Source organism: Mesorhizobium sp. NPDC059025 (genome assembly GCF_042739655.1).
In the GTDB taxonomy this organism is placed as follows: Bacteria; Pseudomonadota; Alphaproteobacteria; order Rhizobiales; family Rhizobiaceae; genus Mesorhizobium.
On sequence record NZ_JBHYIM010000008.1, the window covers coordinates 194,256 to 215,322 of the forward strand.

The following is a 21,067-nucleotide window of genomic DNA, read 5'->3' on the forward strand; positions in this document are numbered from 1 at the left end:
CGAGCGGCCACGCCGCCCGCCCTCAGCCTGCAGCGTTCCCCTGCGCTTCCAGCATGCGCCGCGCACTTTCCTCGTCGGTGATCAGCACGGTCGGCTTGACGAGATGCATGGCGCCAAGCAGCGCCTCGATCTTCTCCTGTCCACCCGAGGTGAGGATGCGCAACGGCGCCCGGCGCAGGCGATCGACTTCCACCGACATGACGCGATCGTTCACCGGATGATCTACGAGATCGCCGCTGCGGTTGAAGAAATGGAACAGAAGGTCGCCGACAGCGCCACGCGCCAGCAGTGCTTCACGCTCGGCTTCCTTCAGGAAGCCGCCACGATAGAAGGTCGTCGCCGAGGCAATGCCGCCGATCGACAAAAGCACGGCATCCAGCGCATCGGCCATCTCGAAAATCTCTTCGAGGCCACAACGCTCCACCAGCGCAACCTTGGTCTCGACACTGTCGACCACTGCGGGCGCCGGAATGAGATAGCCGTCGCCCTGGAAGACCTGAGCGAAGCGCCAGGCGAACTCGGCCGGATTGTAGCGCCGCGCGACGCCGACGCCGCCAAGCAGGGAGATCACCTTGAAGTCACTGAGCGACTTGGCGCCGATGAAGGGCAAGGTCGAGAACAGCGTGCGGCCCCAGCCGACGCCGACACGCATGCCTGAACGCATCGATTCCGAAAGATAGGCGCCTGTCTTGGCGGCAATACCGGGGATCGGGTCGGAATCCGCGCTGGAGAGCGGCGCGACGAGTGCCTGTTCCAGGCCGAAGGTCCTTTCCAGGGCCCGCTCCAGCCGCACGATTTCGGACAACTCGCTTTCGATGGCGATCTTGACCTCGTTACGGGCGCGCGCCTCGGCAAGCATCCTGACGACGGTGACGCGGCCGACACCAAGCACGTCGGCGATCTCGTTCTGGGTCATCTGTTCGATGAAATACATCCAGGCGGCGCGGATGCGCAGGCGATCGGCCTTGCTTTCGGCCGCCACCGCTCCGTTCTCGCCGGTTCCGCCCTCCCCTGTCCCCGCCTGCCGCTGCGGCTTTCTTGCCACTGCATCCCTCCCTGTAAGCACTGCGACCGAACCGTTCCCGATTCGTCATATGGCCACTATCGTCTTTTGACCGGTCCTGCACGATATAAACAATTGGCTGACACGGCCATGCCGCCTATACCCGGCTGATAGGAAGCAGAGAAAAGACGATGCTGCGTGAAATCTCCGAAGAGGTCCGCGTCAACCTGAAGGACCGTTTGCGCGACGTGCGCCACGTCATCCGCCGGCACCGGCACGACAGCCCTGCCCAGCAGGCACGGCTAGGCGACGAAGCTCGTCCAACGTTTCCGATCCGCGAGATCGAGGGCCTGCTTGGTCATGCCGCAAGCGCCTTCGACGACATGATGTCGGTGGCCGAAACGCTGGTGCCACGCGAGCGCAGCGGCCGCATGAGCGGACTGACGCCAAAGTCGCTTGGTGTCTATTTCGCATCCGGCGATGCGGCGCTGGCCGGCGAACGCGCGTTCCGGCGTGATATGTATGCGCTGGCAAAGGCCGTTCTTGCCGAGAGGAAGGCAGACGGCGTGCGGGTGCGCGAGGCGAACTTCACCGCCGTGCACGCAGCCGTCGAGCGGCAGCATGCAGAGCTTTTCAAGAGACTGTCCCATGAGAGCGACTGGGCGGGCCGCGTCGCATTGGTCGCGGCGCTGAGCGCGGCACTCGTGGTGGAATTCCTCAACCATGACCCGTTGCGACAGGGCGAGACAGCGACAACCGCCGTCCGCTCCGGTCGCACATTCGCGATTTCCTGCCTGGCACCTGTCGCGCTTGCAGTCGGCCTTGCCAGCGTCGACACCAGCTCGAAACCCGAGCCAGACCTGCTCGAGATCGCCTTGCTTGCCACTGACGCCAGGCTCGACCGCATCCTGATGGCCTGCGACGGCAACGATCCGCTCGACGAGCTGACGACGGTGTTTGCAACGCTGCTGGCGCACCTGCTGTAGCACTGGAGCGTCCTCCCGGGCGCTCCAGTGGCCCGGCGGCCTACGCCTGCGACAGCTCGACAATGCGCTTCTTGGCGCGTGAGATCGAGGCAGGGCTCATCGACAGCTCGGTCAGTCCCATGCGCAGGAATTCCGCAATGAGATCCGGACGGGCCGCCGCCTCACCGCACATGCCGACCATGATGCCTGCCTCGACGCCAGCCTTCGCCGTCATCTCGATCGCCGCCATCACCGCCGGATTGGCGACGTCGTTCAGTGCAGCCACCGTCGGATTGAGGCGGTCGGCAGCCATGACGTATTGAGTGAGGTCATTGGTGCCGATCGAAAAGAAGGAAACCTCCTTCGCCAGCAACGGGGCGATCAGAACGGCCGCCGGCGTCTCGATCATCACACCGAGCTGGAAATGGGCGAATTGTATGCCGTCGCGCTGCAATTCGGCCGCGCATTCGTCGACAAGTGCCCTGGCACGCCGCACTTCGGCAATATCCGACACCATCGGCAGCATCACCTTGACGTTGCCGTGCACCGCTGCACGCAGCAGCGCCTTCAGCTGTGGCTTGAAGATATCAGGCCGGTCGAGACACATGCGGATGCCACGCCAGCCAAGGAACGGATTTTCCTCTTCCGGGAATTCGATGCCGGCCACCGGCTTGTCGCCACCGATATCGAGCGTGCGCACGATGACCGGATGAGGCGCAAACGCTCGCGCCAATGCCGCATAGGTCTCCGCCTGCATGTCTTCCGAAGGCAGGTGCATGTGACGCATGAAAAGGAGCTCGGTTCGGAACAGGCCGACGCCCATGGCGCCCGCAGCCTGTGCGGCCTCGATCTCTTCGAGCGAACCGATGTTGGCGGCCACTTCGATGACCGTGCCATCGGCGCGCTTGGGCGTCACCTCCTTGAACACGTCGAGCGCGTGCCGTTCCCTGGCGGCTTCCTCGATGCGGCGGGTATAGTCGGCCTTCACGTCGGCGGCCGGGTCGGCAACGACCAGGCCGCCGTTGCCGTCGAGAGCGACTTCCTTTGCATCGCGCAGTTCCATCACACGGGCACCGAGGCCCAGCACCGCGGGAATGCCATGCGAACGCGCAATGATGGCGATGTGGGAGGTCGCGCCGCCATGGCCGCAGACGATGCCGCCGATGCGTTTCAACGGTGCGCGCGACAGGTCCCATGCGCCGATATCCTCTGCGATCAGGATGGCGCCCTGCGGGATATCTTCCAGGCTGATATCGTCCTGGCCGAGCAAGGCGAGGCAGATCTGGCGGCCGACGGCCTGGACGTCGTCGGCGCGGGCATTGAGATATGGGTCTTCGACCGAACCGAACTCGGCGGCGAGCCTGGTGGCGGTGGCGATGACTGCGGCGACGGCATCGGTGCCGGCGCGGATCATCGCTTCGGCCTCACCGATCAACGTGTCGTCGGCAGCAAGGTCACGCAAGGCAGCGACGATGCCACGATCGCCGCCGGCCAGGCTATCACTGGCCAGCGCCTTGTCCATGCGTGCCTGGACGGCAGCGACGGCATGACCGAAACGCACGATCTCGGCCTCGGCTTCTTCGGCGGTCAACGTGCGTGCCTGCGGGCGGATTTCCGGCGGGAAATGCGCGAAGGCCGGACCGACGGCGACGCCTTCGCTGGCGGCAATACCACGCAGGCCGCCCGACGCTGTTGTCTCCGGTGCAGGGACAGTGACGACAGGCTTGGCGATCTCACCGTTGAGTTCCCTGTGCTCACCGGCGGCATCGTCTTCCTCGAGCCCGGCGCGCGGATTCTCCAGATAGCCGATCAACGCCTCGACCGCTTCGGCTGCGTCGGCGCCATTGGCACGCACGGTGACTTCCTGGTTCTCCTTGACGCCCAGAAGCATCAGCTTGACCGAGCTCTTGGCGCTCACCGCCTTGCCTGCCTTCACGATCTCGACTTCCGACTCGAAGCTCTTGGCGAGCCGCACGAAGCGGGTCGCGGGGCGGGCGTGCAAACCTTCATGCACTCTGACAATGGTCGAGCGTTCCATACGGGCAATCCTATCAGATATTCCGGCCGATCCCGGAAGGGGCGCAGTCGAAGAGAAAAGCGCCATGGCCTTGCGCAAGGGCCGCGGCGCCAGGGATTTCAGGCGGCGATGGTGATCAGTGCGTCCTGCCTGAGGGCCTGGACGAGGTCACCTGTGTCGACGGTGCTGGCACAGATTTCGCCAGGCCGCTCCGCTTCCGTCGCCCCGTTGAACGAGATGACGACATGGCCGATCTCGCGCACCTTGCTCCACGCTGTGGAGCCGATTGCGGTGATCGTTGCCGACACCGCGCCGATGGCGATCGACGCGCCGACCTGCGGCGCGCCGTCGCTGGGGCCCTGTACGGCCTTGTGCATCACCGAAACCTCGGCGAGCTCCGGCGGCGAGCCATCCGCGAACAGGATGACCACGCCGCCCTCGGCGAGATCCGCCACTTCGGGTCCAACTGCGGTTACCCGCGTTTCCAACAGAACCGTCATGATGCGGCGAATCTCCTTCTTGTCGTTACAGGACCAGCAGACTGACTACCCATGCGAGAAGCACGGACACGGGACCCATGATCTGGCGGCTGATGAGCACCGCCGGCACACCGATCTCGATCGTCTTGGGCTTGGCTTCGCCAAGCGCCAGACCGACCGGGACGAAGTCGCAGCCGACCTGGGTGTTGTAGGCAAACAGCGCCGGCAGCGCCATGGCCGGCGAAATGGTGCCGTTGGCGATCTGCGGACCGATGATGGCGACACCGATGACCTGGGCGATGACCGCGCCCGGCCCGAGGATGGGCGAGAGGAACGGCAGGCCGCAGATCGCCGAGATGATCAGCAAGCCGACGATGTTGTTGGCCAGCGGACCCATCGGCTGCGCCAGCACGTCGCCGATCCCGGTGTAGAGGATGAGGCCGATCAGCATGGTCACAAAGGCCATGAAGGGCAGCACGTTGCGGATCACCTGGTCGATGGTTCGGCGGCCGGCGTTGAAGAAGATGCCGACGACACGACCCATGACGCGGCCGATCGAGGAGATCAGCCCGATCATGCCACCTTCACTCGGCAGCGGCTGGGCAGCCGCCGAGGGCGAATTGCTGTTGCTTGAACTCATTGCCGCTGCTCCCCCCGCAGTGGTTACCGCTTCGGAGCCATCGGCCATGACGATGTTGGCCGGCTTGACGCCCGAAACATAGATGTCTTCCAGGATGAACTGGGCGAGAGGCCCGGACTGGCCGACCGGCGTGACGTTGACGGTCGGGATGCGCTTGCGCGGATAGACGCCGCAACGCGCTGTGCCGCCGCAATCGACGACGACGACGGCCATCTCGCTTTCGATGGGCGGCGATTTGAAGCCATCGACGGCTTCAGCCCCCGTCATTTCGGCGATCTGCTGGGCGATCGGATGGACGCCACCGCCGGTGACGGAGACGACCTTGCTGCGCTGCGCGGTCGGCTCGATGACGAGCGGGCCGCCCCAGCCCCCGGAGCCCTTGGAGATTTTTACGGCCTTGTAGGTCTTTGCCATGATGTTTCCCGCCCCTTACAGCTCGACGCCCTGGCGGCGTGCCATGATGGCGGTGATGCGCTCGGTCAGCATGCCCTTGAGCAGGATGACGACGAGACCGACGATGGCGTACCAGATCGCCACCTTGATGTGGTAGCCGGCAACGACCACGCCCTTCTTCTCCAGTTCGAGCAGCGCGACCAGCACGCCGCCCCAGACGAAATATTCGCCGGGATTGATGTGCGGGAAGAGGCCAAGCGGCGGATGCACGTAGGATACTGCCGCGTCGTAGAAGGCGGGCTTGTGCTTTTCTTCGAGGAAGGAGCCGAAGGTGTAGGCCATCGGGTTGGTGAGGAAGAAGACGGCAAGCAGCGGCAGCACCGTATAGCGGGTGAGCGCGATGCGGCCGGCGCCACGGGCAAGGCCATGCACGCGTTCCTCGCCGACCAGTTCGGTGATGGCGTAGAATGCCGTCATCAGCACCACCAGTGTCGGGATGATGCCAGTCACGAAGCCGGCGAAGACCTCGCCGCCTTTCTGGAAGATGCCGATGAAATATTTACCGATGGCGGTGAGCCAGCCGAGCTGCTCTTCCTTGGCGACTTCGTTCAGCTTCTCCTTGAACTGTTCGACGGTGATGGGGCCGCTGTCGGCCTGCGCCAGAACGACAAGATTGTCGCTGGCATGAGAAACGGCAAGCTTGCCGTGCAAGGCAGCATCCTGGACCACCGCACCTGCTGCATGCAGGTGCTGGACGGCCATGTCGGCGTGCTGCGCCAACAATGAAATTACAGACATATCTCCTCCTTGGACCGTCCGCCGTCTGTCCCCTACGGCGGCAGCATTCGTTACGGAGCGTTTCCGTTTTTCACGGAAATGCGGAAACGCTCCAACTCTTTGTTTCTACGCAATTCCGGGCGCAAAACCGCTGCGCACTTTTGCTGGAATTGCTCTATGCGCTGACTGTCTTCAAGCCGGTCAGACCCGGCTTCTTTCCCGGCTCCAGCCGTGCCCGGTCGATCTGTTCGATCGCTCGCTTCACGGCCTCGGCCACACCGGGTTCCCCCTCCCCCATGATCGCAGGATTGGACCGGATACGATCGAGGGCGACGCCCTCGAATTCTTCAAACCGCCTGAACTTGGCGAACACCGAACGGCCGCTCATCACGAGCAGGCGGCGCACGACGAGATCAGGCGTCACCACCACCAGGACGATGATGCCCTTGGCAAAGCGGCCGCGATGATTGCCGGCACCGACGAAGCCGTCGGCGTATTTGTTGGTGATGCCTTTGAAGACGTCGGAATAGTGCCGCATCTGCAGCCAGACGCCTAGGGACTGCAGCCCCCAGACGAGCGCGAGCGCGAGCAGTGCCCACTGCCAGATTGCCATAAGGATATCTCCTCCCAAGCCCCTGGTCCCGCCATGACTTCATGACAGTACCAAGACGAAAGTTAGAGAACATTTGTTTTCTTGGATGTCAATATGTATGATTTTCAGATGGAACCCGGAAACGACTGATCCACCACATTTGGCGGCACAGCGCGTGTGATTGTGGTTCCAGGAAAGGTGCGCAGCGGTTTTCCGCCCGGAATTGCGTAGAACAAAAATTGGAGCGTTTCCGCGTTCCCGTGAAAACGGAAACGCTCTAAAGTCAGCGTCAAAGGACGTGCGATGGACCTGCGATTCAAAGACGAACTGGCGCTTATGCCGGATCTTGGCCACCAGCTGCGTCGACTGCGCTGGTTCAGGGCGACATTCCGCGCGAGCGCGCGGTCCGTGGAGGCGACCTATGGCCTACGGTTCGACATCGACGAAACGCGGCTGACCAGGGCCTTCCTCGACTGGATCGAGATCATGGAAGCGCAGAAGCGTTTTGCCGAGGTCAACCGCGCCGATTTCATCATCTTCGCCGCCGGTCTCGTGCTGCGCGAACTGATCCGCCAGGAGCCGGCCAAGGCGATCGGCAACGGGCCACGCCCGGACCTGCCGCCCGCCGATGCGGGCATGGCCGAAATCGTGCAATTCTGGCCGGAGGGTTTTCTCTACACCAACTACTGCGTATCGGCGATCGCTGCCGTATACGAACAGGAATTCGGCCAGGCGCCGACCATCGACCAGTGCGCCGACGACCTGCGCACCTGGTGGTCGTACCGTGAGAACGTCACCGAGATGCCGGCCTATGCGGTGGCGTTCCTCGATCGCTTCCTCGGCGCGGAGCCGAACTGGATCGTGCCCGACAGTGCACAGTCGAGGCGGGCCATGCAGACCGCGCTTGAAACGACCGACAAGCGGAAAGTTGGGCATCGGACCTGACCGCCTCCTTGAACATTCGTCTTTTTGCCGATAGCGATGTGCCGAAATTATCGCTTACTCGGGGCAAGGCGTGGCGGCACAACAGTTGATTATCTTCGATTGCGACGGCGTTCTGGTGGACAGCGAACCGCTGGCCGCGGAGGCCTATGAGCGCGTCTACGAAAAACATGGCATGAGCGGCGTCGGTGCCGACATCATCGCCCAATGCGTCGGCATGAAGCAGGCCGACATCATCATCCGGATCAAGGAGCTGACAGGCCATCACCTGCAACCGGAACAGGAAGACGACCTGTGGACAGTGACCCGCGACCTGTTCAGCGAAAAACTCAATCCGACCACCGGTATTGGTTCATTTCTGCGCACGCTGGAAGCAGGCCGCTGCGTCGCCTCGTCATCGTCGCTGCAACGCATCCACCACAGCCTCGACGTCACCGGACTCGCGCCGCATTTCGGCGACGCGATCTTCTCTTCCTCCATGGTGAAGCGTGGTAAACCGGCTCCGGACATCTTCCTCTATGCCGCCGAGAAGATGGGCGCAGATCCCTCGAACTGCGTGGTGATCGAGGACTCGCCTTTCGGCGTCGAAGGCGCCGTTGCCGCCGGCATGACGGCGATCGGCTACACGGGCGGTGGCCATACCTATGCCGGCCATGGCGAGCGGCTGAAGGCCAAGGGCGCGCACGCTGCCTGCGCGAACTGGCGAGAGATATCCGACAGGCTGAGCGGGCTCGGCTTCCGGCTCTAGAGCATTTTGTAGCCAAATGGAATCACTTGGCGAAAAAAAATGCCACTAAAACAACAACTTAGAGCGTTTCCGCGTTTCCGTGAAAAACGGAAACGCTCTAAGGATCGATCCCACGCCGATACTCGGGCCGGCTAGATATCTGGCGCGTTGCCGATAACCTTCTTGAGTTCGATGGCCCAGGCGCGGCCCTCGTCGCCGCCCCACAACAGCCACGCCACATAACCGGCGGAGGGGTTGTCTTCATTGCCGAAGTTCCTGGCGCGCTTGTCCACTTCATGGCGAGCGAAGAAACTCACCATGCGCCGGATGGTCGAGGGCTGCAGCGCCCGGCGCTCGACCAGTTCGCGGGCACGGCCGACGCCGATCTCGGTGCCGCCACGTCCGAACCTTTCGCGCAGGCGCAAGCCTTTGGCGGCATTGTCTGCGGCAATCTGCGGGGGAACGAGCGAGATTTCAGGCGGATTGGTCACGGCATATCCTGGCGTGTGATGTTCAGGCCGGATAACGCGATTCCCGGCCGGTCCGCCATGCAGGACCGAGCACGTTGCGATGCCCGTGGAACGGGCCTAGTCTATCGCCGCCTCCCCGAAGGGAGACGGCGCCCCCGCCAGGAGGAATTCTAGACCAGCATGGTCATCGGGTTTTCGATGATGCGCTTGAAGGCACCGAGCAGTTCGGCTCCCAGCGCACCGTCGACGGCGCGGTGGTCGGTCGACAGTGTCACCGACATCACGGTGGCGATCCTGATCTCGCCGCCCTTCACCACAGCACGTTCCTCGCCCGCACCAACCGCCAGGATCGTCGCATGCGGCGGGTTGATGACGGCGGCGAAGTCCTTGATGCCGAACATGCCCAGGTTCGACACCGCCGTGGTGCCGCCCTGATACTCTTCCGGCTTCAGCTTGCGGTCGCGCGCACGCCTGGCCAGGTCCTTCATCTCGTTGGAGATCACCGACAGCGTCTTCTGGTCGGCCTTCCTGACGATCGGCGTGATCAGCCCGCCCGGGATCGACACCGCCACGCCGACATCGGCATGCTTGTGCTTGACCATGGCCGTATCCGTCCACGACGCATTGGCATCCGGCACGGCAACCAGCGCCTGTGCCATCGCCTTGATGATCATGTCGTTGACCGAAAGCTTGTAGGCCGGGGCATCGCCCTTTTCGGTCTTCTTCATCGGCGCAGCCGCATTGAGCTCGGAGCGCAGCTTGAGCAGCGCGTCCAGCTCGCAGTCGAGGGTGAGGTAGAAATGCGGGATGGTCGACTTCGCCTCGACCAGACGCCGGGCGATGGTCTTCCTCATATTGTCGTGCGGGACGAGGTCGTAGGAGCCCTGTTCGAACAGCTTGAGCACCGCGTCGTCCGACATCGGCTTGACCGCAGGCGTGGCGGCCGACGGAGCAGCAGCGGCTGGCGCTGCGGCGGATGCGGCTTTCGCCACGCCACCACCGGCAATCGCCGCCTCGACATCCGCCTTCACCACGCGGCCATGCGGGCCGGAACCGGTGATGCCTGCCAGGTCGAGCCCCGCTTCGCGTGCCAGGCGGCGCGCCAGCGGCGTGGCGCGGACCGCGCCGGCCGGCGCAGGCGTCTCCTGCACGGCGAGCGCGGTCTGCGCGGCCTTGTCCTGGGAGGAGGACATCGGTGTTTCAATCTTGCCGTTCGCGACGGGCTGCGGCTCGATGGGTGCCGGTACAGGCGCGGCGGGCGCAGTCGTGCCGACATCCTCGCCTTCGGCATAGATCCAGGCCACCGGCGCGCCGACAGGGATGTCGACGCCTTCCTTGCCGGTGATGTTGCGCAGCGTGCCGGAAGCCGGTGCGTCAATCTCCATCGCCGCCTTGTCGGTCTCGATCTCAAACAGGACATCGCCCTGCTTGACGCTGGCGCCTTCTTCGAAGAACCAGCGCGAGATCTGCCCTGTCGCCATGTCCATGTCGACCTTGGGAAGGATGACTTCGACCGGCATCGTCAGCGCTTCCCCTTGGCGAGGTCGCGCGCAGCCGCGATGATATCAGGCACCTGCGGCACCGTTGCCTTTTCGAGATCCGGATTGTACGGGATCGGGACTTCGGCGCCGCCCAGGCGCACGATCGGCGCATCGAGATAGTCGAAGGCGTCGCTTTCGGCGACGGCAGCGCTGACTTCCGCGCCGATGCCCAGCGTCTTCACCGCTTCGTAGACGCAGAGCAGCCGCGAGGTCTTCTTGACGCTGTCGATGATGGTCTGCTTGTCCATCGGACGGACGGTGCGCAGGTCGATGACCTCGATGTCGATGTCTTCGGCCTGCAGTGCGGCGGCCGCCTCAAGCGCCTTGTGCACCATGATCGATGTGGCGACGATGGTGAGGTCGCGACCCTGGCGGCGGACGTCCGCCTTGCCGATCGGCACGGTATAGTGGCCTTCCGGCACCGGGCCCTTCATCTTGTAGAGCAGCTTGTGCTCGAAGATCATGACCGGGTCCGGATCGGCGACGGCCGCCAGCAGCATGCCCTTTACATCATGTGGGGTCGCCGGCTGGATCACCTTCAGGCCGGGCACATGGCCGAGCCATGCTTCCAGGCTCTGGCTGTGCTGCGCGGCGGCACCAGTGCCGGAACCGGCCGGGAACCGCATGACCACCGGAACCGAAACCTCGCCGCCCAGCATGAAGCGCATCTTGGCGGCCTGGTTGACGATCTGCTCCATGGCAAGCGTGGCGAAATCGGAGAACTGGAATTCGAAGATCGGACGCAGGCCGGTCAGGGCCGCACCGACGGCAACGCCGGCACCGCCCAGTTCCGAGATCGGCGTATCCATGACGCGCTCGGAGCCGAAACGCTCGACAAGATCGCCAGTGACCTGGAAGGCGCCGCCATATACGCCGATATCCTCGCCCATCAGGAAGACGCGCTCATCCTGCTCCATGGCGATCGCCATGGCTTCCTGGATGGCCTGGGCATAACTCAGTTCACGCACTGCGACGTCCATCACGCAACCTCCGTATAGACGTAATTCTCAAGGTCGCGGATTTCCGGGCTCGGGCTGTCCTTGGCGAACTCGATGCCCGCGGCAATCTCTTTTTTCACGGCTTCACGCACCGCCTCGATGCCGGCGTCGTCGATGATGCCGAACTCCTTCAGCTCGGCCTCGAACAGCGCGATCGGATCGCGGTTGGCCATCCAGTCCTCGATCTCTTCCTTGGTGCGATAACGGTTGCGATCGCTCTTGGAATGGCCGCGATAGCGGTAGGTCTTGGATTCGATCAGCGTCGGGCCTTCACCGGCACGGGCTCTCTCGACAGCCGCGTCGGCAGCCTCGGCCACTTCGGAGAAATTGTTGCCGTCGACGATGACGCCCGGCATCGCATAGGCGCTGGCGCGGTCGGCGATGTTCTTCACTGCCGTCGAACGCTCGGTCGATGTCGACATGCCGTAGCCGTTGTTCTCGCACACGAAGATCACCGGCAGTTTCCACACGGCTGCCATGTTGAGCGCCTCATGGAAAGCGCCCTCATTGTTGGCGCCATCGCCGAAGAAGGAGACCGCGACCTTGCCGGTCTTGAGCTTCTTGGCGGCAAGGGCTGCGCCGACCGCGATCGGGATGCCGCCGGCGACGATGCCGTTGGCGCCGAGATTGCCCTTGGTGACGTCGGCGATGTGCATGGAACCGCCACGGCCCTTGCAGTAGCCGGTGGTCTTGCCGAAGAACTCGGCGAACATGCGCTTCACATCGGCACCCTTGGCGATGCAGTGCCCATGGCCGCGATGGGTGGAGGTGATCTGGTCCTGGTCGGTGAGCGGCATGCAGATACCCATGGCGCTGGCTTCCTGGCCGATGGACAGGTGCATGGTGCCGTGGATCAGGCCACGCATGTAGGCGTCTTCGGCACCTTCCTCGAAGCGGCGGATCAAGTACATCTTGTGCAGCACGTCGCGCAGCTGCTCAGCCGTGTATTTGCGGAAGGCAAATGGCAGGTTGGGTTGTGCCGCGTCGCTGTTCGCGGCTTTCCTGGCGGTGGCCATGATGATGCTTCCTCAGTTGCCGTAGACGAGCTTGTCCTGCCGGGCGCGCAGCTCGGCGATCTTGGAGCCTGGCGCCGGAGCGGCGTTGGCATAGGTGATCAGGTCGCCCTTCTTGATCGGCGCCGTCACCGAACCGCCCTGCAGCAGGCCGCACGGAATGGCCTTGGCGGCGCGCGCTTCGGGCGCGGTCATGATCCAGGCGCGGTAGCAATATTCGCCGATGGCATCGAGCTTGTCGCCCGGCTGCATGTCCTTCTTGGCGACGGCACAGACCTCGGCGACTGGCTTGGCCAGTGGCACCATGTCGGCCTTGCCGTAGAGCACGACGCGGGCGCAGGTCAGCGGCACCTCGAGCGAGGTCAGGTGATAGGGCCGATGGAAGGTGAAGTACGGGCCCTTGCCCATCTTCAGGTCTTCCATGCGCTCCGAGACGCGCGGATGCGACATGTCGGCGACGACGAACACGCCAGGCGCGACGCCCTTGCCGATTGAGTAGTCGACGACGCCAACCCTGGAGAGGACGCCGCCGTCCTTTTCCGGGACCAGCACCTTGTTGAGTTCGCCCAGCGTTGCGGCCGGTCCATGCATGCCGGCCTTGTCGGGCACGAGGCCGGTGGCATTGGCGATCGCCGCCATCTCGACCATGGTCTTGGAGCCGTCGACGAACTCGACCAGCATGCGCACATTCATGTGACGGCGCGCCGCTTCTTCCTCATAGGCGGGAGGCGTGGCGTCGATGTTGAGTGGATTGTTCTTGCCCTTGCCGGCGGCGACGATGGGGTGGCCCATGGCCGAGACGAATTCGATCAGCTCCATGCAGGAGGACGGCTCGTCGCCTGCACCGAGCGAATAGGTGACGCCGAGACGATCGGCTTCGCTTTTCAGATAGGCACCGATGGTGACGTCGGCCTCGACATTCATCATGACGAGGTGCTTGCCGTGCTCCATGGCGCGCAGGCCGATCTCGGCGCCGACGGCCGGAACGCCCGTTGCATCGATGACGACGTCGATCAGGTCGTTGTTGATGATGAGGTCGGCATCGTTGGTGACGGCAACCTTGCCGGCTTCCATGGCCTCTGTCATGGCCGAAGCGTTCGAGACTTCCTTCGAATGGCCGCCTTCCTGGAAGGCGATGTCGACGGCCTTGTGGGCATTGGGAATGTTCAATTCGGAGATCGCGCCGATCTCGATGCCGGACATGTGGGCGACGCGCGTGACGATGTCGGTGCCCATCTCACCCGAACCGATCAGGCCGATGCGGATCGGCTTTCCGGACTTGCCGCGCTCCTCGAGATCACGGGCAAGGCCCGTCAACGCAATATTGGAAGCCATAGCAGTCACTCCTCCCACATGCAGGCTGTTCTGATGCCTGACGGGTATTGAACATATGTATTTCTGTCAAGACTAATGTCCATAAACATCGGTGACGCCAGTGGGTTTGTGGACATCCAATCCAGAAGCGCACGAAAGCACCCCGCGGTGTTCGCCCGCGAGGGTTGCATCGTCGTTCACGACACGGCGAGAAGAGGCTTCTCCCTGCCTGAGAGAAGAAGGCTCAGGCGTTGGCTCGCAGCCAATCGGCCAGAGATGGCCGGCGCGCACCATCCCTGCCTTCGAAAACAGGCGAGGCCAGCATGGAATTCAGCACCGCTTCCTGGGTTGCGTCGGCGACAGCCTGGAAAAGCAGGTCGATGCGCGACTCGTTCAAGACCTGAATCGAGACAAGACCGCGCTTTTCATCATGGTCGACCGGGTCGGCGGTCGAGAAAGCTATGGCGATATCGCCGCTGCCATGGCCCCAGAACGCGCCAAGCCTGGCGATACCGGCGCCGGCGCGACGGGCGACACGTTTCAGCTGCCGGTGCTCGAGCGGGATGTCGGTGGCCAGCACAATGATCACCGAGCCGCTTTCCGGCTCGCTCGCCCGGCGCGGGTCGGGACGGCGACCCTCCGGCAGGACGAGGTCGCCGGCGCGGCCGAAATTGGAAAGCACAAGCGCGCCGAGATGATGATCGCGACCGTCGAGCCTGACGCGGCGCGACGCGGTGCCGATGCCACCCTTGAAGCCGAAGCAGGTCATGCCGGTGCCGGCACCAACGCTACCCTGCTCGACCGGCCCTTCCCCGGCGGCTTCGATGGCGGCCAGCGCGTGCTCCTCGCCAACCGCCAGCGCCTGGATGTCGTTGAGCGGACCGTCATTGCACTCGGCGACGACGGGATTGACGGTGCCGGTGCGGCGGCCGATGTCGGGGTTCTGGCGGATCGCTTCCCGGACCAGGGCGGTGGCGCAGGTGCCGACGGACAGCGTGTTGGTCAAAAGCAACGGCGTCTCGAGGGTGCCGAGTTCGTCGAGCTGCACCAGCCCGACGGCCTTGCCGAAGCCGTTGATGACTTCGGATGCCGCCCTCACCTTGCTGCGGAAAAGATTGCCGCCATGCGGCAGGATGGCAGTGACCCCGGTGTTGATATCGCCATCGCGCAGCGTGACATGGCCGACGCGGACGCCGGCGACATCGGTGATGGCGTTCAGCACACCCACAGGCAGCGAGCCGCAGGCCAAACCGAAATCCCTGATACTGGCGGTCATCATCACTCCTTGCCGCAGCCACGAAGGCATGGCCAGTTGCCAGAACCGGCCCGATTTGCGCAAGTCACGAGACGTTCATTTTCCGTCGAATGGCCGATTGATCTGAAATATATTTCAGTATATGAATTTTATTGACAGTATCGTCGCATGCTGCAATGATCCTGCTGCTGGCTTCGGGAGGAAGTCCGGCTGCAATCAATCCATGAAACGGTGCAAAAGCGCCGCGACGGTTCTTGAGGAATGGCTTCGGCCAAGGGAGGAAACTTGCGCAAATTTCTGAGCACGCTCGCCATGGCGGCAGCGGCGTCGACCTTCATGAGTTCGACTCCGGCGCTTGCTGAAACCGCCAACCCGTTCAAATGCCAGCCCGGCGAAAAATACGTCATGAACGTCATGGTCTCGGGCGTCGAATACTGGTTCCCGGTCTATGAAATGTTCAAGCAGGCCGGCCAGCAGTTCGGCTGCGAGACCGCCTATACCGGCACGCCGGAATACGACGTGAACAAGCAGATCGCCAGCTTCGACCAGGCGCTCGCCCAGAAGCCGGCCGGCATCCTGGTTCACCCGATGAATTCCGATCCGTTCATCGAGCCGATCAACCGCGCCATCGAACAGGGCACGGCGGTCGTGACCTTCGCGGCCGACTCGCCGAATTCCAAACGCGTCTCCTACATCACCTCCGACAACGTCGCCGAAGGCACCTACGCCGCCGACGCCGTCGCTGAATCGATGGGCGGCAAAGGCGAATATGCCGTGCTGGAGAACCCCGGCCAGGACAATCACGACAAGCGCGTCGCCGCTTTCGTCGCCCGCATGGAAGCCAAGTGGCCTGACATGAAGCTGGTCGGCCGTGCCGCTTCCAACCAGGACCCGACCAAGGCATATCAGGCGGTGCTCAGCCTCGCGCAGGCGCATCCCGATCTCGGTGCCGTCTTCATGCCGGAAGCCAATTCGGCGATCGGCGCCGCCCAGGCGGCCAAGGAAGGCGGCGGCAAGATCAAGGTCATGCTGGCCGACGTCAACGCCAAGATCCTCGACATGATCAAGGCCGGCGAGATCTTCGGTTCGGTCAACCCCAACCAGGGCATGCAGGGTTACATGGGCTTCATGCTGCTCTGGCTGGCCAAGCACCCCGAACTGATCGACCCGATGAACGACGCCAAGCGCGCCGGCACCAATGCCATGAAGGTGCCTTTCGTCGACAACGGCTTCTCGATCGTGACCAAGGACAACGCCGACGATTTCTACTGGGACAAATATCTCAAGCGGCGTGGCACCAAGGGCATCGAAGAGTAAGCTTCGGCCCGACCACCGACTGGCCGGAAGGGACCCTCCCTTCCGGCACCTTTTCAGACCCTTTCGCAGGAGCATGGCGTGACCGACGCGCCCGTCCTTCAGATCCGCAACCTCTCCAAGGCGTTCGGCCCGGTCAAGGCGCTGAGCGGCGTCGCGCTCGAACTGCGGCGCGGCGAGGTGCACGCGCTGTGCGGCGAGAACGGCGCCGGCAAGTCGACGCTGATGAACATGATCGGCGGCGTGCTGCAGCCCGATGAAGGCGAGATCCTGATCGACGGCCAGCCGGTTGCGATCGCATCGCCCGCTGCGGCACAGAAGCTCGGCATTGCGCTGGTGCACCAGGAGATCGCGCTCTGCCAGGACGCGACGGTTGCTGAAAACATCTGCATGGCAGCAATCAACGCCCGCCGCGCGCCGCTGATGAATTACGGCGAAGTCTATGCCCAAGCCGAAAAGGCGATGAACCAGCTCGCGCCCATTCCGGTGCGCACCAAGGTCGCAGACCTTTCCATTTCCAGCCAGCAACTGGTCGAGATCGCCAAGGCGCTCACGCTCGACTGCAAGGTGCTGATCCTCGACGAGCCGACCGCGGCGCTGACCGAAACCGAGGCCCAGCGGCTGTTTTCGATCGTGCGCGACCTGAAGGCACGCGGCATCTCCGTGATCTATATCAGCCACCGCATGGCCGAGATCTTTTCGCTCTGCGACCGCGTCACCGTCTTCCGCGACGGACGCTATGTCGCGACCGAAGCCATCGCGGCGACGTCGCCTGACGACGTCGTGCGCAAGATGGTCGGACGCGAGATCACCCAGCTCTATCCCGACAAGCTCTCCGTCGATGCTGCACCCGGCCGAACCCTGCTCTCCGTCAAGGGCCTGTCCGACGGCAGCCGCTTCGCCGATGTCGACCTCGACCTCAAAGCCGGCGAAATCCTCGGCATCGGTGGCCTCATCGGCGCCGGACGCAGCGAGATCGCGCAGACGATCTGCGGCTTGCGACAGGCAAGCGCCGGCAGCGTCGCGCTCGACGGCAAGCCTCTCGCCATCCGCAGCTATGCCGACGCCGTGCAGGCCGGCCTCGTCTATCTTTCCGAGGACCGCAAGGGTTCCGGCGTGTTCCTCGACCTCTCGATCGCCGCCAATGTGTCGGCGCTCGACCTCGGCAAGCTCACCGGCCGCTTCGGCCTGCTCGACCGTCGTGCCGAGGCCGAGCAGGCGGCGAGCCTCGCCAGGCGCCTCGGCGTGCGCATGGCTGGCATCGACGCGGCTGTCTCGACGCTTTCGGGCGGCAACCAGCAGAAAGTGGCGATCGCCAAGCAGCTTTCGGTTTCGCCCAAGGTCATCATCATGGACGAGCCGACGCGTGGCATTGATGTCGGTGCCAAGGTCGAGATCCACCGCCTGCTGCGCGATCTCGCCAGCCAGGGCGTCGGCATCCTCGTCATCTCCTCGGAACTGCCCGAACTCATCGGCCTGTGCGACCGGGTGCTGGTCGTGCGCGAAGGAGCCATCGCCGGCGAACTCGGCGCGGGCGAACTCGACGAAGAAGCCATCATCATGCTGGCCTCCGGTGTGCAGCCAGCTGCAGCAAACCAGGGACAAGCAAACCATGTCGCCTAGAGCGGGAGAAACCGTCATGCATGCCGACATCAAGGCCACGGGCCCGAGCCGTTCCAGCTTCGCCCGGCTTGCCTCGATGCGCGAGGCCGGCCTGATCGTGATCATCCTGGCGCTGTGCATCGCCATGAGCTTCGCCTCGCCGCACTTCCTCACCTGGGGCAACTTCCGCGCCATGCTGATGAGCTTCTCGATCGAGGGCATCGTCGTTGTCGGCATGACCATCCTGCTCATCGTCGGCGGCATCGACCTGTCCGTCGGCTCGGTGGTGTGCTTCTCCATGGTGGTTTCCGGCGCGCTGTTCCTGATGGGGCTGGACCCGTGGACCGCCAGCCTGATCGGCATCGCGGTCAGCGCGCTGATCGGCGCGGTGATGGGTTTCTTCGTTACCGTGGTCGGGCTCAACCACTTCATCACCTCGCTGGCCGCGATGGTGATCGTGCGCGGACTGTGCCTGGTCATCACCAAGGGCACGCCGCTGTCGCTGTTCACACTGCCCCCGGAGTTCAAGGCGATCGGTCAGGGCAGCTTCCAGGGCATTCCTTATGTCATCATCATTTTCGTGGTCGTGGTGGCGATCTTCGACTTCCTGCTCCGGCGCGCGACAGCCTTCCGCAAGGTGTTCTATACAGGCTCCAACGAGAAGGCAGCGCAGTTCTCCGGCATCAAGACCAACCAGGTGAAGTTCTGGGTGACGGTGCTGTGCGCCACGCTTTCAGGCGTTGCCGGCGTCATCTACATGGCGCGCTTCGGCGCCGCGACGCCGACCTTCGGCGCGGGCATGGAGCTCAACATCATCGCGGCGGCGGTCATCGGCGGCGCATCGCTGAAAGGCGGCTCGGGAACGATCTTCGGCGCCATCCTCGGCATCGCGCTGCTGTCAGTGGTGACCAGCTCGCTCATCCTGCTCGACATCTCGGTCTACTGGCAGGACATGATCAAGGGCTGCATCCTGCTGGCGGCGGTATCCGCCGACCACTTCCTGCACGCCAAGAAATCCTGAGGCGCGATACCATGGCACCTCCCAGCACACGCGACGACATCTCGACCGTGCGCCAGATGCATCAGGCGCTCGTCCTCCACTATATGGAGGGCAAGACACAGGCCGAGATCGCCAAGGAACTCGGTATCTCGCATGCAACGGTGAACCGCCTGATCAAGCGTGGCCATCAGCTCGGCCTCGTCGAGATCAAGATCAAGTCGCCGATCGACCATCTGGTCGACCTCGAAACGCGGCTGGTCGGGCTTGGCGGCATCGAACGCGCGGTGGTGGTGCCGACGGTTTCAGAAAACCCGCAGACGGCCCTGCAGCGTGTCGGCGAAGCGGCAGCCAACCTGCTGCTTGAAACGATCAAGGATGGCGATACCATCTCGATCACCGGTGGCAAGGGTGTCAGCGCGCTGGTCGCCGGCCTCAAGCCCGGCCGTCGCTACGATGTCGAGATCATCCCGGCGACCGGACTGGTGCAGGGCAAGCATTACACCGACGTCAACCACGTCGCCTCGCTGATGGCCGACAAGCTCGGCGGCCGTGCCTATCAGATCCATGCACCGCTTTTCGCCGATACGCCCGAACAGCGTGAAATGCTGATGAGCGTGCGGGCCGTGGCGGACGTGTTCCGCCGGGCACGGGAGGCCACGATCGCCGTGGTCGGCGTCGGTTCGATCCTGACCGACGATTCCTCCTATTACGACCTGCACCCCTCCTCCAGCGCCGACCGCCAGGCCATCGAACGCTCGGGCGCCTCGGGTGAACTGCTGGCGCATCTGATTGACCGGGACGGCGGGCTCAGCGACTACACGCTGAACCGCTCGCTGGTTTCGCTGACGCTGGACGAATTCGCCACCATCCCGCGCTCGATCGGCATCGCCAGCGGGCCGAGCAAGGTCGCGCCGATCCTGTCGGCCATGCGCGGCAACCATCTCGACATCATCGTCACCGACGAGGCGACCGGCCTCGGCATCATCGACCTCGCCGAAAGAGAAGCAGCATGAACTCCAGTCAAATGCAGCGCGCCATCGGCGCATCCGGCATCCAGGCGTCCGCCGTCGGCCTCGGCACCTGGGCAATCGGCGGCTGGATGTGGGGTGGTACCGACGAACAGGCTTCCATCAAAGCCATCGAAGCTTCGATCGATGCCGGCGTCAGCCTGATCGACACGGCGCCTGCCTACGGCCTCGGCCGCAGCGAGGAGATCGTCGGCAAGGCGATCAAGGGAAAGCGCGACAAGGTCGTGATCGCCACGAAATGCGGCCTGAACTGGCATTCCGGCAAGGGCAACCATTTCTTCGATCAGGAAGACAAGCCGGTGCACCGCTATCTGGGCGCCGACGGCATCGCCTATGAGGTCGAGCAGAGCCTTAGGCGGCTCGGCACCGACCATATCGACCTCTACATCACGCATTGGCAGGACCCGACGACGCCGATCGCCGAAACGGTCGCCGCGCTGGAGAAGCTGAAGGCCGCCGGCAAGATCCGCGCGATCGGTGCCAGCAACGTCAACGCCGAAGAGCTCAGGCAATACGTCACCGCCGGACAGCTCGATGCCATCCAGGAGCGCTATTCGATGATCGACCGTGAGATCGAAAGCACGCTGCTGCCGATCACCCGGCAACAGAATGTGGCGACGCTCAGCTATTCCTCGCTGGCGCTCGGCCTGCTCACCGGCTCGATCGACCCGGGCCGGGCCTTCTCCGGCGACGACCAGCGCAAGGACAATCCGCGCTTCTCTTCATCCAACCGGCAGAAGGTTGCGGCGCTGAAACAGGCGATCCAGCCGATCTCGGAACAGCACAAGGCCTCGATGGCGCAGATCGTCATCGCCTGGACGCTGGCGCAGCCCGGCATCACCTTCGCGCTGTGCGGCGCCCGCAATCCCGAACAGGCCCTCGACAATGCACGTGCCGGCGAAGTCAAGCTGAGCCGTGATGAAGTCGCGGCTCTCGACAAAGCAATAGCCATGCATCTGACCCAGATGGATGCCTGAGTAAACCGAGGCATTTCCGA

The 21,067-nt window shown here is 63.7% G+C and carries 20 protein-coding genes; 8 read left to right on the forward strand and 12 right to left on the reverse strand.

Features of this window, described 5'->3' with window-relative positions; genetic code table 11:
- Positions 1 to 22: 22 nt before the first annotated feature.
- Positions 23 to 1,045, reverse strand: coding sequence for a sugar-binding transcriptional regulator (locus ACFWYE_RS20245; RefSeq protein WP_379113830.1), 1,023 nt, complete (start codon positions 1,043 to 1,045; stop codon positions 23 to 25).
- Positions 1,046 to 1,194: 149 nt separating this feature from the next.
- Here ACFWYE_RS20245 and ACFWYE_RS20250 point away from each other — a divergent pair, with 149 nt between their 5' ends.
- Entirely contained in the window at positions 1,195 to 1,989 is a 795-nt protein-coding gene (locus ACFWYE_RS20250; RefSeq protein WP_379113832.1) for a hypothetical protein, read from the forward strand.
- Between the two features lie 40 nt (positions 1,990 to 2,029).
- On the opposite strand, the gene ptsP is transcribed toward ACFWYE_RS20250, so the two are convergent.
- The 5 genes from ptsP to ACFWYE_RS20275 form a co-directional block, all read right to left on the reverse strand.
- Positions 2,030 to 4,006, reverse strand: a complete 1,977-nt coding sequence (ptsP, locus tag ACFWYE_RS20255) for a phosphoenolpyruvate--protein phosphotransferase (RefSeq protein WP_379113834.1) — start codon at positions 4,004 to 4,006, stop codon at positions 2,030 to 2,032.
- Positions 4,007 to 4,104: 98 nt separating this feature from the next.
- Positions 4,105 to 4,485 (reverse strand): PTS glucitol/sorbitol transporter subunit IIA, encoded by a 381-nt coding sequence (locus ACFWYE_RS20260; RefSeq protein WP_326895529.1) that lies wholly within the window; start codon positions 4,483 to 4,485, stop codon positions 4,105 to 4,107.
- Positions 4,486 to 4,510: 25 nt separating this feature from the next.
- Entirely contained in the window at positions 4,511 to 5,518 is a 1,008-nt protein-coding gene (locus ACFWYE_RS20265; RefSeq protein WP_379113836.1) for a PTS glucitol/sorbitol transporter subunit IIB, read from the reverse strand.
- A gap of 15 nt (positions 5,519 to 5,533) precedes the next feature.
- A complete protein-coding gene (locus tag ACFWYE_RS20270; RefSeq protein WP_101937913.1) occupies positions 5,534 to 6,295 on the reverse strand; it encodes a PTS glucitol/sorbitol transporter subunit IIC in 762 nt (253 codons plus the stop codon).
- A 154-nt stretch (positions 6,296 to 6,449) separates the two neighbouring features.
- Positions 6,450 to 6,887, reverse strand: coding sequence for a transcriptional regulator GutM (locus ACFWYE_RS20275; protein WP_379062362.1), 438 nt, complete (start codon positions 6,885 to 6,887; stop codon positions 6,450 to 6,452).
- A 282-nt stretch (positions 6,888 to 7,169) separates the two neighbouring features.
- On the opposite strand from ACFWYE_RS20275, the gene ACFWYE_RS20280 reads away from it, so the two are divergent.
- Complete coding sequence (locus tag ACFWYE_RS20280) at positions 7,170 to 7,811, forward strand: hypothetical protein (RefSeq protein ID WP_379113838.1); 642 nt, start codon at positions 7,170 to 7,172, stop codon at positions 7,809 to 7,811.
- A gap of 70 nt (positions 7,812 to 7,881) precedes the next feature.
- Entirely contained in the window at positions 7,882 to 8,556 is a 675-nt protein-coding gene (locus tag ACFWYE_RS20285) for an HAD family hydrolase (protein WP_379062364.1), read from the forward strand.
- A gap of 131 nt (positions 8,557 to 8,687) precedes the next feature.
- Here ACFWYE_RS20285 and ACFWYE_RS20290 read toward each other — a convergent pair whose 3' ends face one another.
- The 6 genes from ACFWYE_RS20290 to ACFWYE_RS20315 all read right to left on the reverse strand — a co-directional run bounded on the left by ACFWYE_RS20290 (position 8,688) and on the right by ACFWYE_RS20315 (position 15,147).
- On the reverse strand, positions 8,688 to 9,026 hold the full coding sequence (locus tag ACFWYE_RS20290; RefSeq protein WP_379062366.1) for a hypothetical protein: 339 nt from the start codon (positions 9,024 to 9,026) through the stop codon (positions 8,688 to 8,690).
- Positions 9,027 to 9,175: 149 nt separating this feature from the next.
- Positions 9,176 to 10,525, reverse strand: coding sequence for a pyruvate dehydrogenase complex dihydrolipoamide acetyltransferase (locus ACFWYE_RS20295; protein ID WP_379062368.1), 1,350 nt, complete (start codon positions 10,523 to 10,525; stop codon positions 9,176 to 9,178).
- 2 nt (positions 10,526 to 10,527) lie between these two features.
- Complete coding sequence (locus ACFWYE_RS20300) at positions 10,528 to 11,526, reverse strand: alpha-ketoacid dehydrogenase subunit beta (protein ID WP_379073156.1); 999 nt, start codon at positions 11,524 to 11,526, stop codon at positions 10,528 to 10,530.
- Positions 11,526 to 12,560 carry a thiamine pyrophosphate-dependent dehydrogenase E1 component subunit alpha gene (locus tag ACFWYE_RS20305; RefSeq protein WP_379062370.1) on the reverse strand — a complete coding sequence of 345 codons (1,035 nt, stop codon included), beginning with the start codon at positions 12,558 to 12,560 and terminating at the stop codon, positions 11,526 to 11,528. The genes ACFWYE_RS20300 and ACFWYE_RS20305 overlap by 1 nt, the downstream gene beginning before the upstream one ends.
- 12 nt (positions 12,561 to 12,572) lie before the next feature.
- Positions 12,573 to 13,892, reverse strand: a complete 1,320-nt coding sequence (locus ACFWYE_RS20310; protein ID WP_379113840.1) for an NAD(P)H-dependent oxidoreductase — start codon at positions 13,890 to 13,892, stop codon at positions 12,573 to 12,575.
- Between the two features lie 223 nt (positions 13,893 to 14,115).
- The gene (locus tag ACFWYE_RS20315; protein WP_379113842.1) at positions 14,116 to 15,147 is read right to left on the reverse strand and encodes a P1 family peptidase; all 1,032 of its coding nucleotides are present in this window, start codon (positions 15,145 to 15,147) and stop codon (positions 14,116 to 14,118) included.
- Between the two features lie 264 nt (positions 15,148 to 15,411).
- On the opposite strand from ACFWYE_RS20315, the gene ACFWYE_RS20320 reads away from it, so the two are divergent.
- The 5 genes from ACFWYE_RS20320 to ACFWYE_RS20340 all read left to right on the forward strand — a co-directional run bounded on the left by ACFWYE_RS20320 (position 15,412) and on the right by ACFWYE_RS20340 (position 21,047).
- Positions 15,412 to 16,443 carry a substrate-binding domain-containing protein gene (locus ACFWYE_RS20320; RefSeq protein WP_379062374.1) on the forward strand — a complete coding sequence of 344 codons (1,032 nt, stop codon included), beginning with the start codon at positions 15,412 to 15,414 and terminating at the stop codon, positions 16,441 to 16,443.
- Between the two features lie 78 nt (positions 16,444 to 16,521).
- Positions 16,522 to 18,063 (forward strand): sugar ABC transporter ATP-binding protein, encoded by a 1,542-nt coding sequence (locus tag ACFWYE_RS20325; protein WP_379113844.1) that lies wholly within the window; start codon positions 16,522 to 16,524, stop codon positions 18,061 to 18,063.
- A 16-nt stretch (positions 18,064 to 18,079) separates the two neighbouring features.
- On the forward strand, positions 18,080 to 19,063 hold the full coding sequence (locus tag ACFWYE_RS20330) for an ABC transporter permease (RefSeq protein ID WP_144378377.1): 984 nt from the start codon (positions 18,080 to 18,082) through the stop codon (positions 19,061 to 19,063).
- An 11-nt stretch (positions 19,064 to 19,074) separates the two neighbouring features.
- On the forward strand, positions 19,075 to 20,055 hold the full coding sequence (locus ACFWYE_RS20335; protein ID WP_379113846.1) for a sugar-binding transcriptional regulator: 981 nt from the start codon (positions 19,075 to 19,077) through the stop codon (positions 20,053 to 20,055).
- Complete coding sequence (locus ACFWYE_RS20340; protein ID WP_379113848.1) at positions 20,052 to 21,047, forward strand: aldo/keto reductase; 996 nt, start codon at positions 20,052 to 20,054, stop codon at positions 21,045 to 21,047. The genes ACFWYE_RS20335 and ACFWYE_RS20340 overlap by 4 nt, the downstream gene beginning before the upstream one ends.
- Positions 21,048 to 21,067 lie beyond the last annotated feature (20 nt).

What these genes read in the sequence shown, in the direction of transcription:
- ACFWYE_RS20250 (WP_379113832.1), top strand. Translation starts at nt 1,195, where the DNA reads ATGCTGCGTGAAATCTCCGAAGAGGTCCGCGTCAACCTGAAGGACCGT.
- ptsP (WP_379113834.1), bottom strand. Translation starts at nt 4,006, where the DNA reads ATGGAACGCTCGACCATTGTCAGAGTGCATGAAGGTTTGCACGCCCGC.
- ACFWYE_RS20260 (WP_326895529.1), bottom strand. Translation starts at nt 4,485, where the DNA reads ATGACGGTTCTGTTGGAAACGCGGGTAACCGCAGTTGGACCCGAAGTG.
- ACFWYE_RS20265 (WP_379113836.1), bottom strand. Translation starts at nt 5,518, where the DNA reads ATGGCAAAGACCTACAAGGCCGTAAAAATCTCCAAGGGCTCCGGGGGC.
- ACFWYE_RS20270 (WP_101937913.1), bottom strand. Translation starts at nt 6,295, where the DNA reads ATGTCTGTAATTTCATTGTTGGCGCAGCACGCCGACATGGCCGTCCAG.
- ACFWYE_RS20275 (WP_379062362.1), bottom strand. Translation starts at nt 6,887, where the DNA reads ATGGCAATCTGGCAGTGGGCACTGCTCGCGCTCGCGCTCGTCTGGGGG.
- ACFWYE_RS20280 (WP_379113838.1), top strand. Translation starts at nt 7,170, where the DNA reads ATGGACCTGCGATTCAAAGACGAACTGGCGCTTATGCCGGATCTTGGC.
- ACFWYE_RS20295 (WP_379062368.1), bottom strand. Translation starts at nt 10,525, where the DNA reads ATGCCGGTCGAAGTCATCCTTCCCAAGGTCGACATGGACATGGCGACA.
- ACFWYE_RS20300 (WP_379073156.1), bottom strand. Translation starts at nt 11,526, where the DNA reads ATGGACGTCGCAGTGCGTGAACTGAGTTATGCCCAGGCCATCCAGGAA.
- ACFWYE_RS20305 (WP_379062370.1), bottom strand. Translation starts at nt 12,560, where the DNA reads ATGGCCACCGCCAGGAAAGCCGCGAACAGCGACGCGGCACAACCCAAC.
- ACFWYE_RS20310 (WP_379113840.1), bottom strand. Translation starts at nt 13,892, where the DNA reads ATGGCTTCCAATATTGCGTTGACGGGCCTTGCCCGTGATCTCGAGGAG.
- ACFWYE_RS20315 (WP_379113842.1), bottom strand. Translation starts at nt 15,147, where the DNA reads ATGACCGCCAGTATCAGGGATTTCGGTTTGGCCTGCGGCTCGCTGCCT.
- ACFWYE_RS20330 (WP_144378377.1), top strand. Translation starts at nt 18,080, where the DNA reads ATGCATGCCGACATCAAGGCCACGGGCCCGAGCCGTTCCAGCTTCGCC.
- ACFWYE_RS20335 (WP_379113846.1), top strand. Translation starts at nt 19,075, where the DNA reads ATGGCACCTCCCAGCACACGCGACGACATCTCGACCGTGCGCCAGATG.
- ACFWYE_RS20340 (WP_379113848.1), top strand. Translation starts at nt 20,052, where the DNA reads ATGAACTCCAGTCAAATGCAGCGCGCCATCGGCGCATCCGGCATCCAG.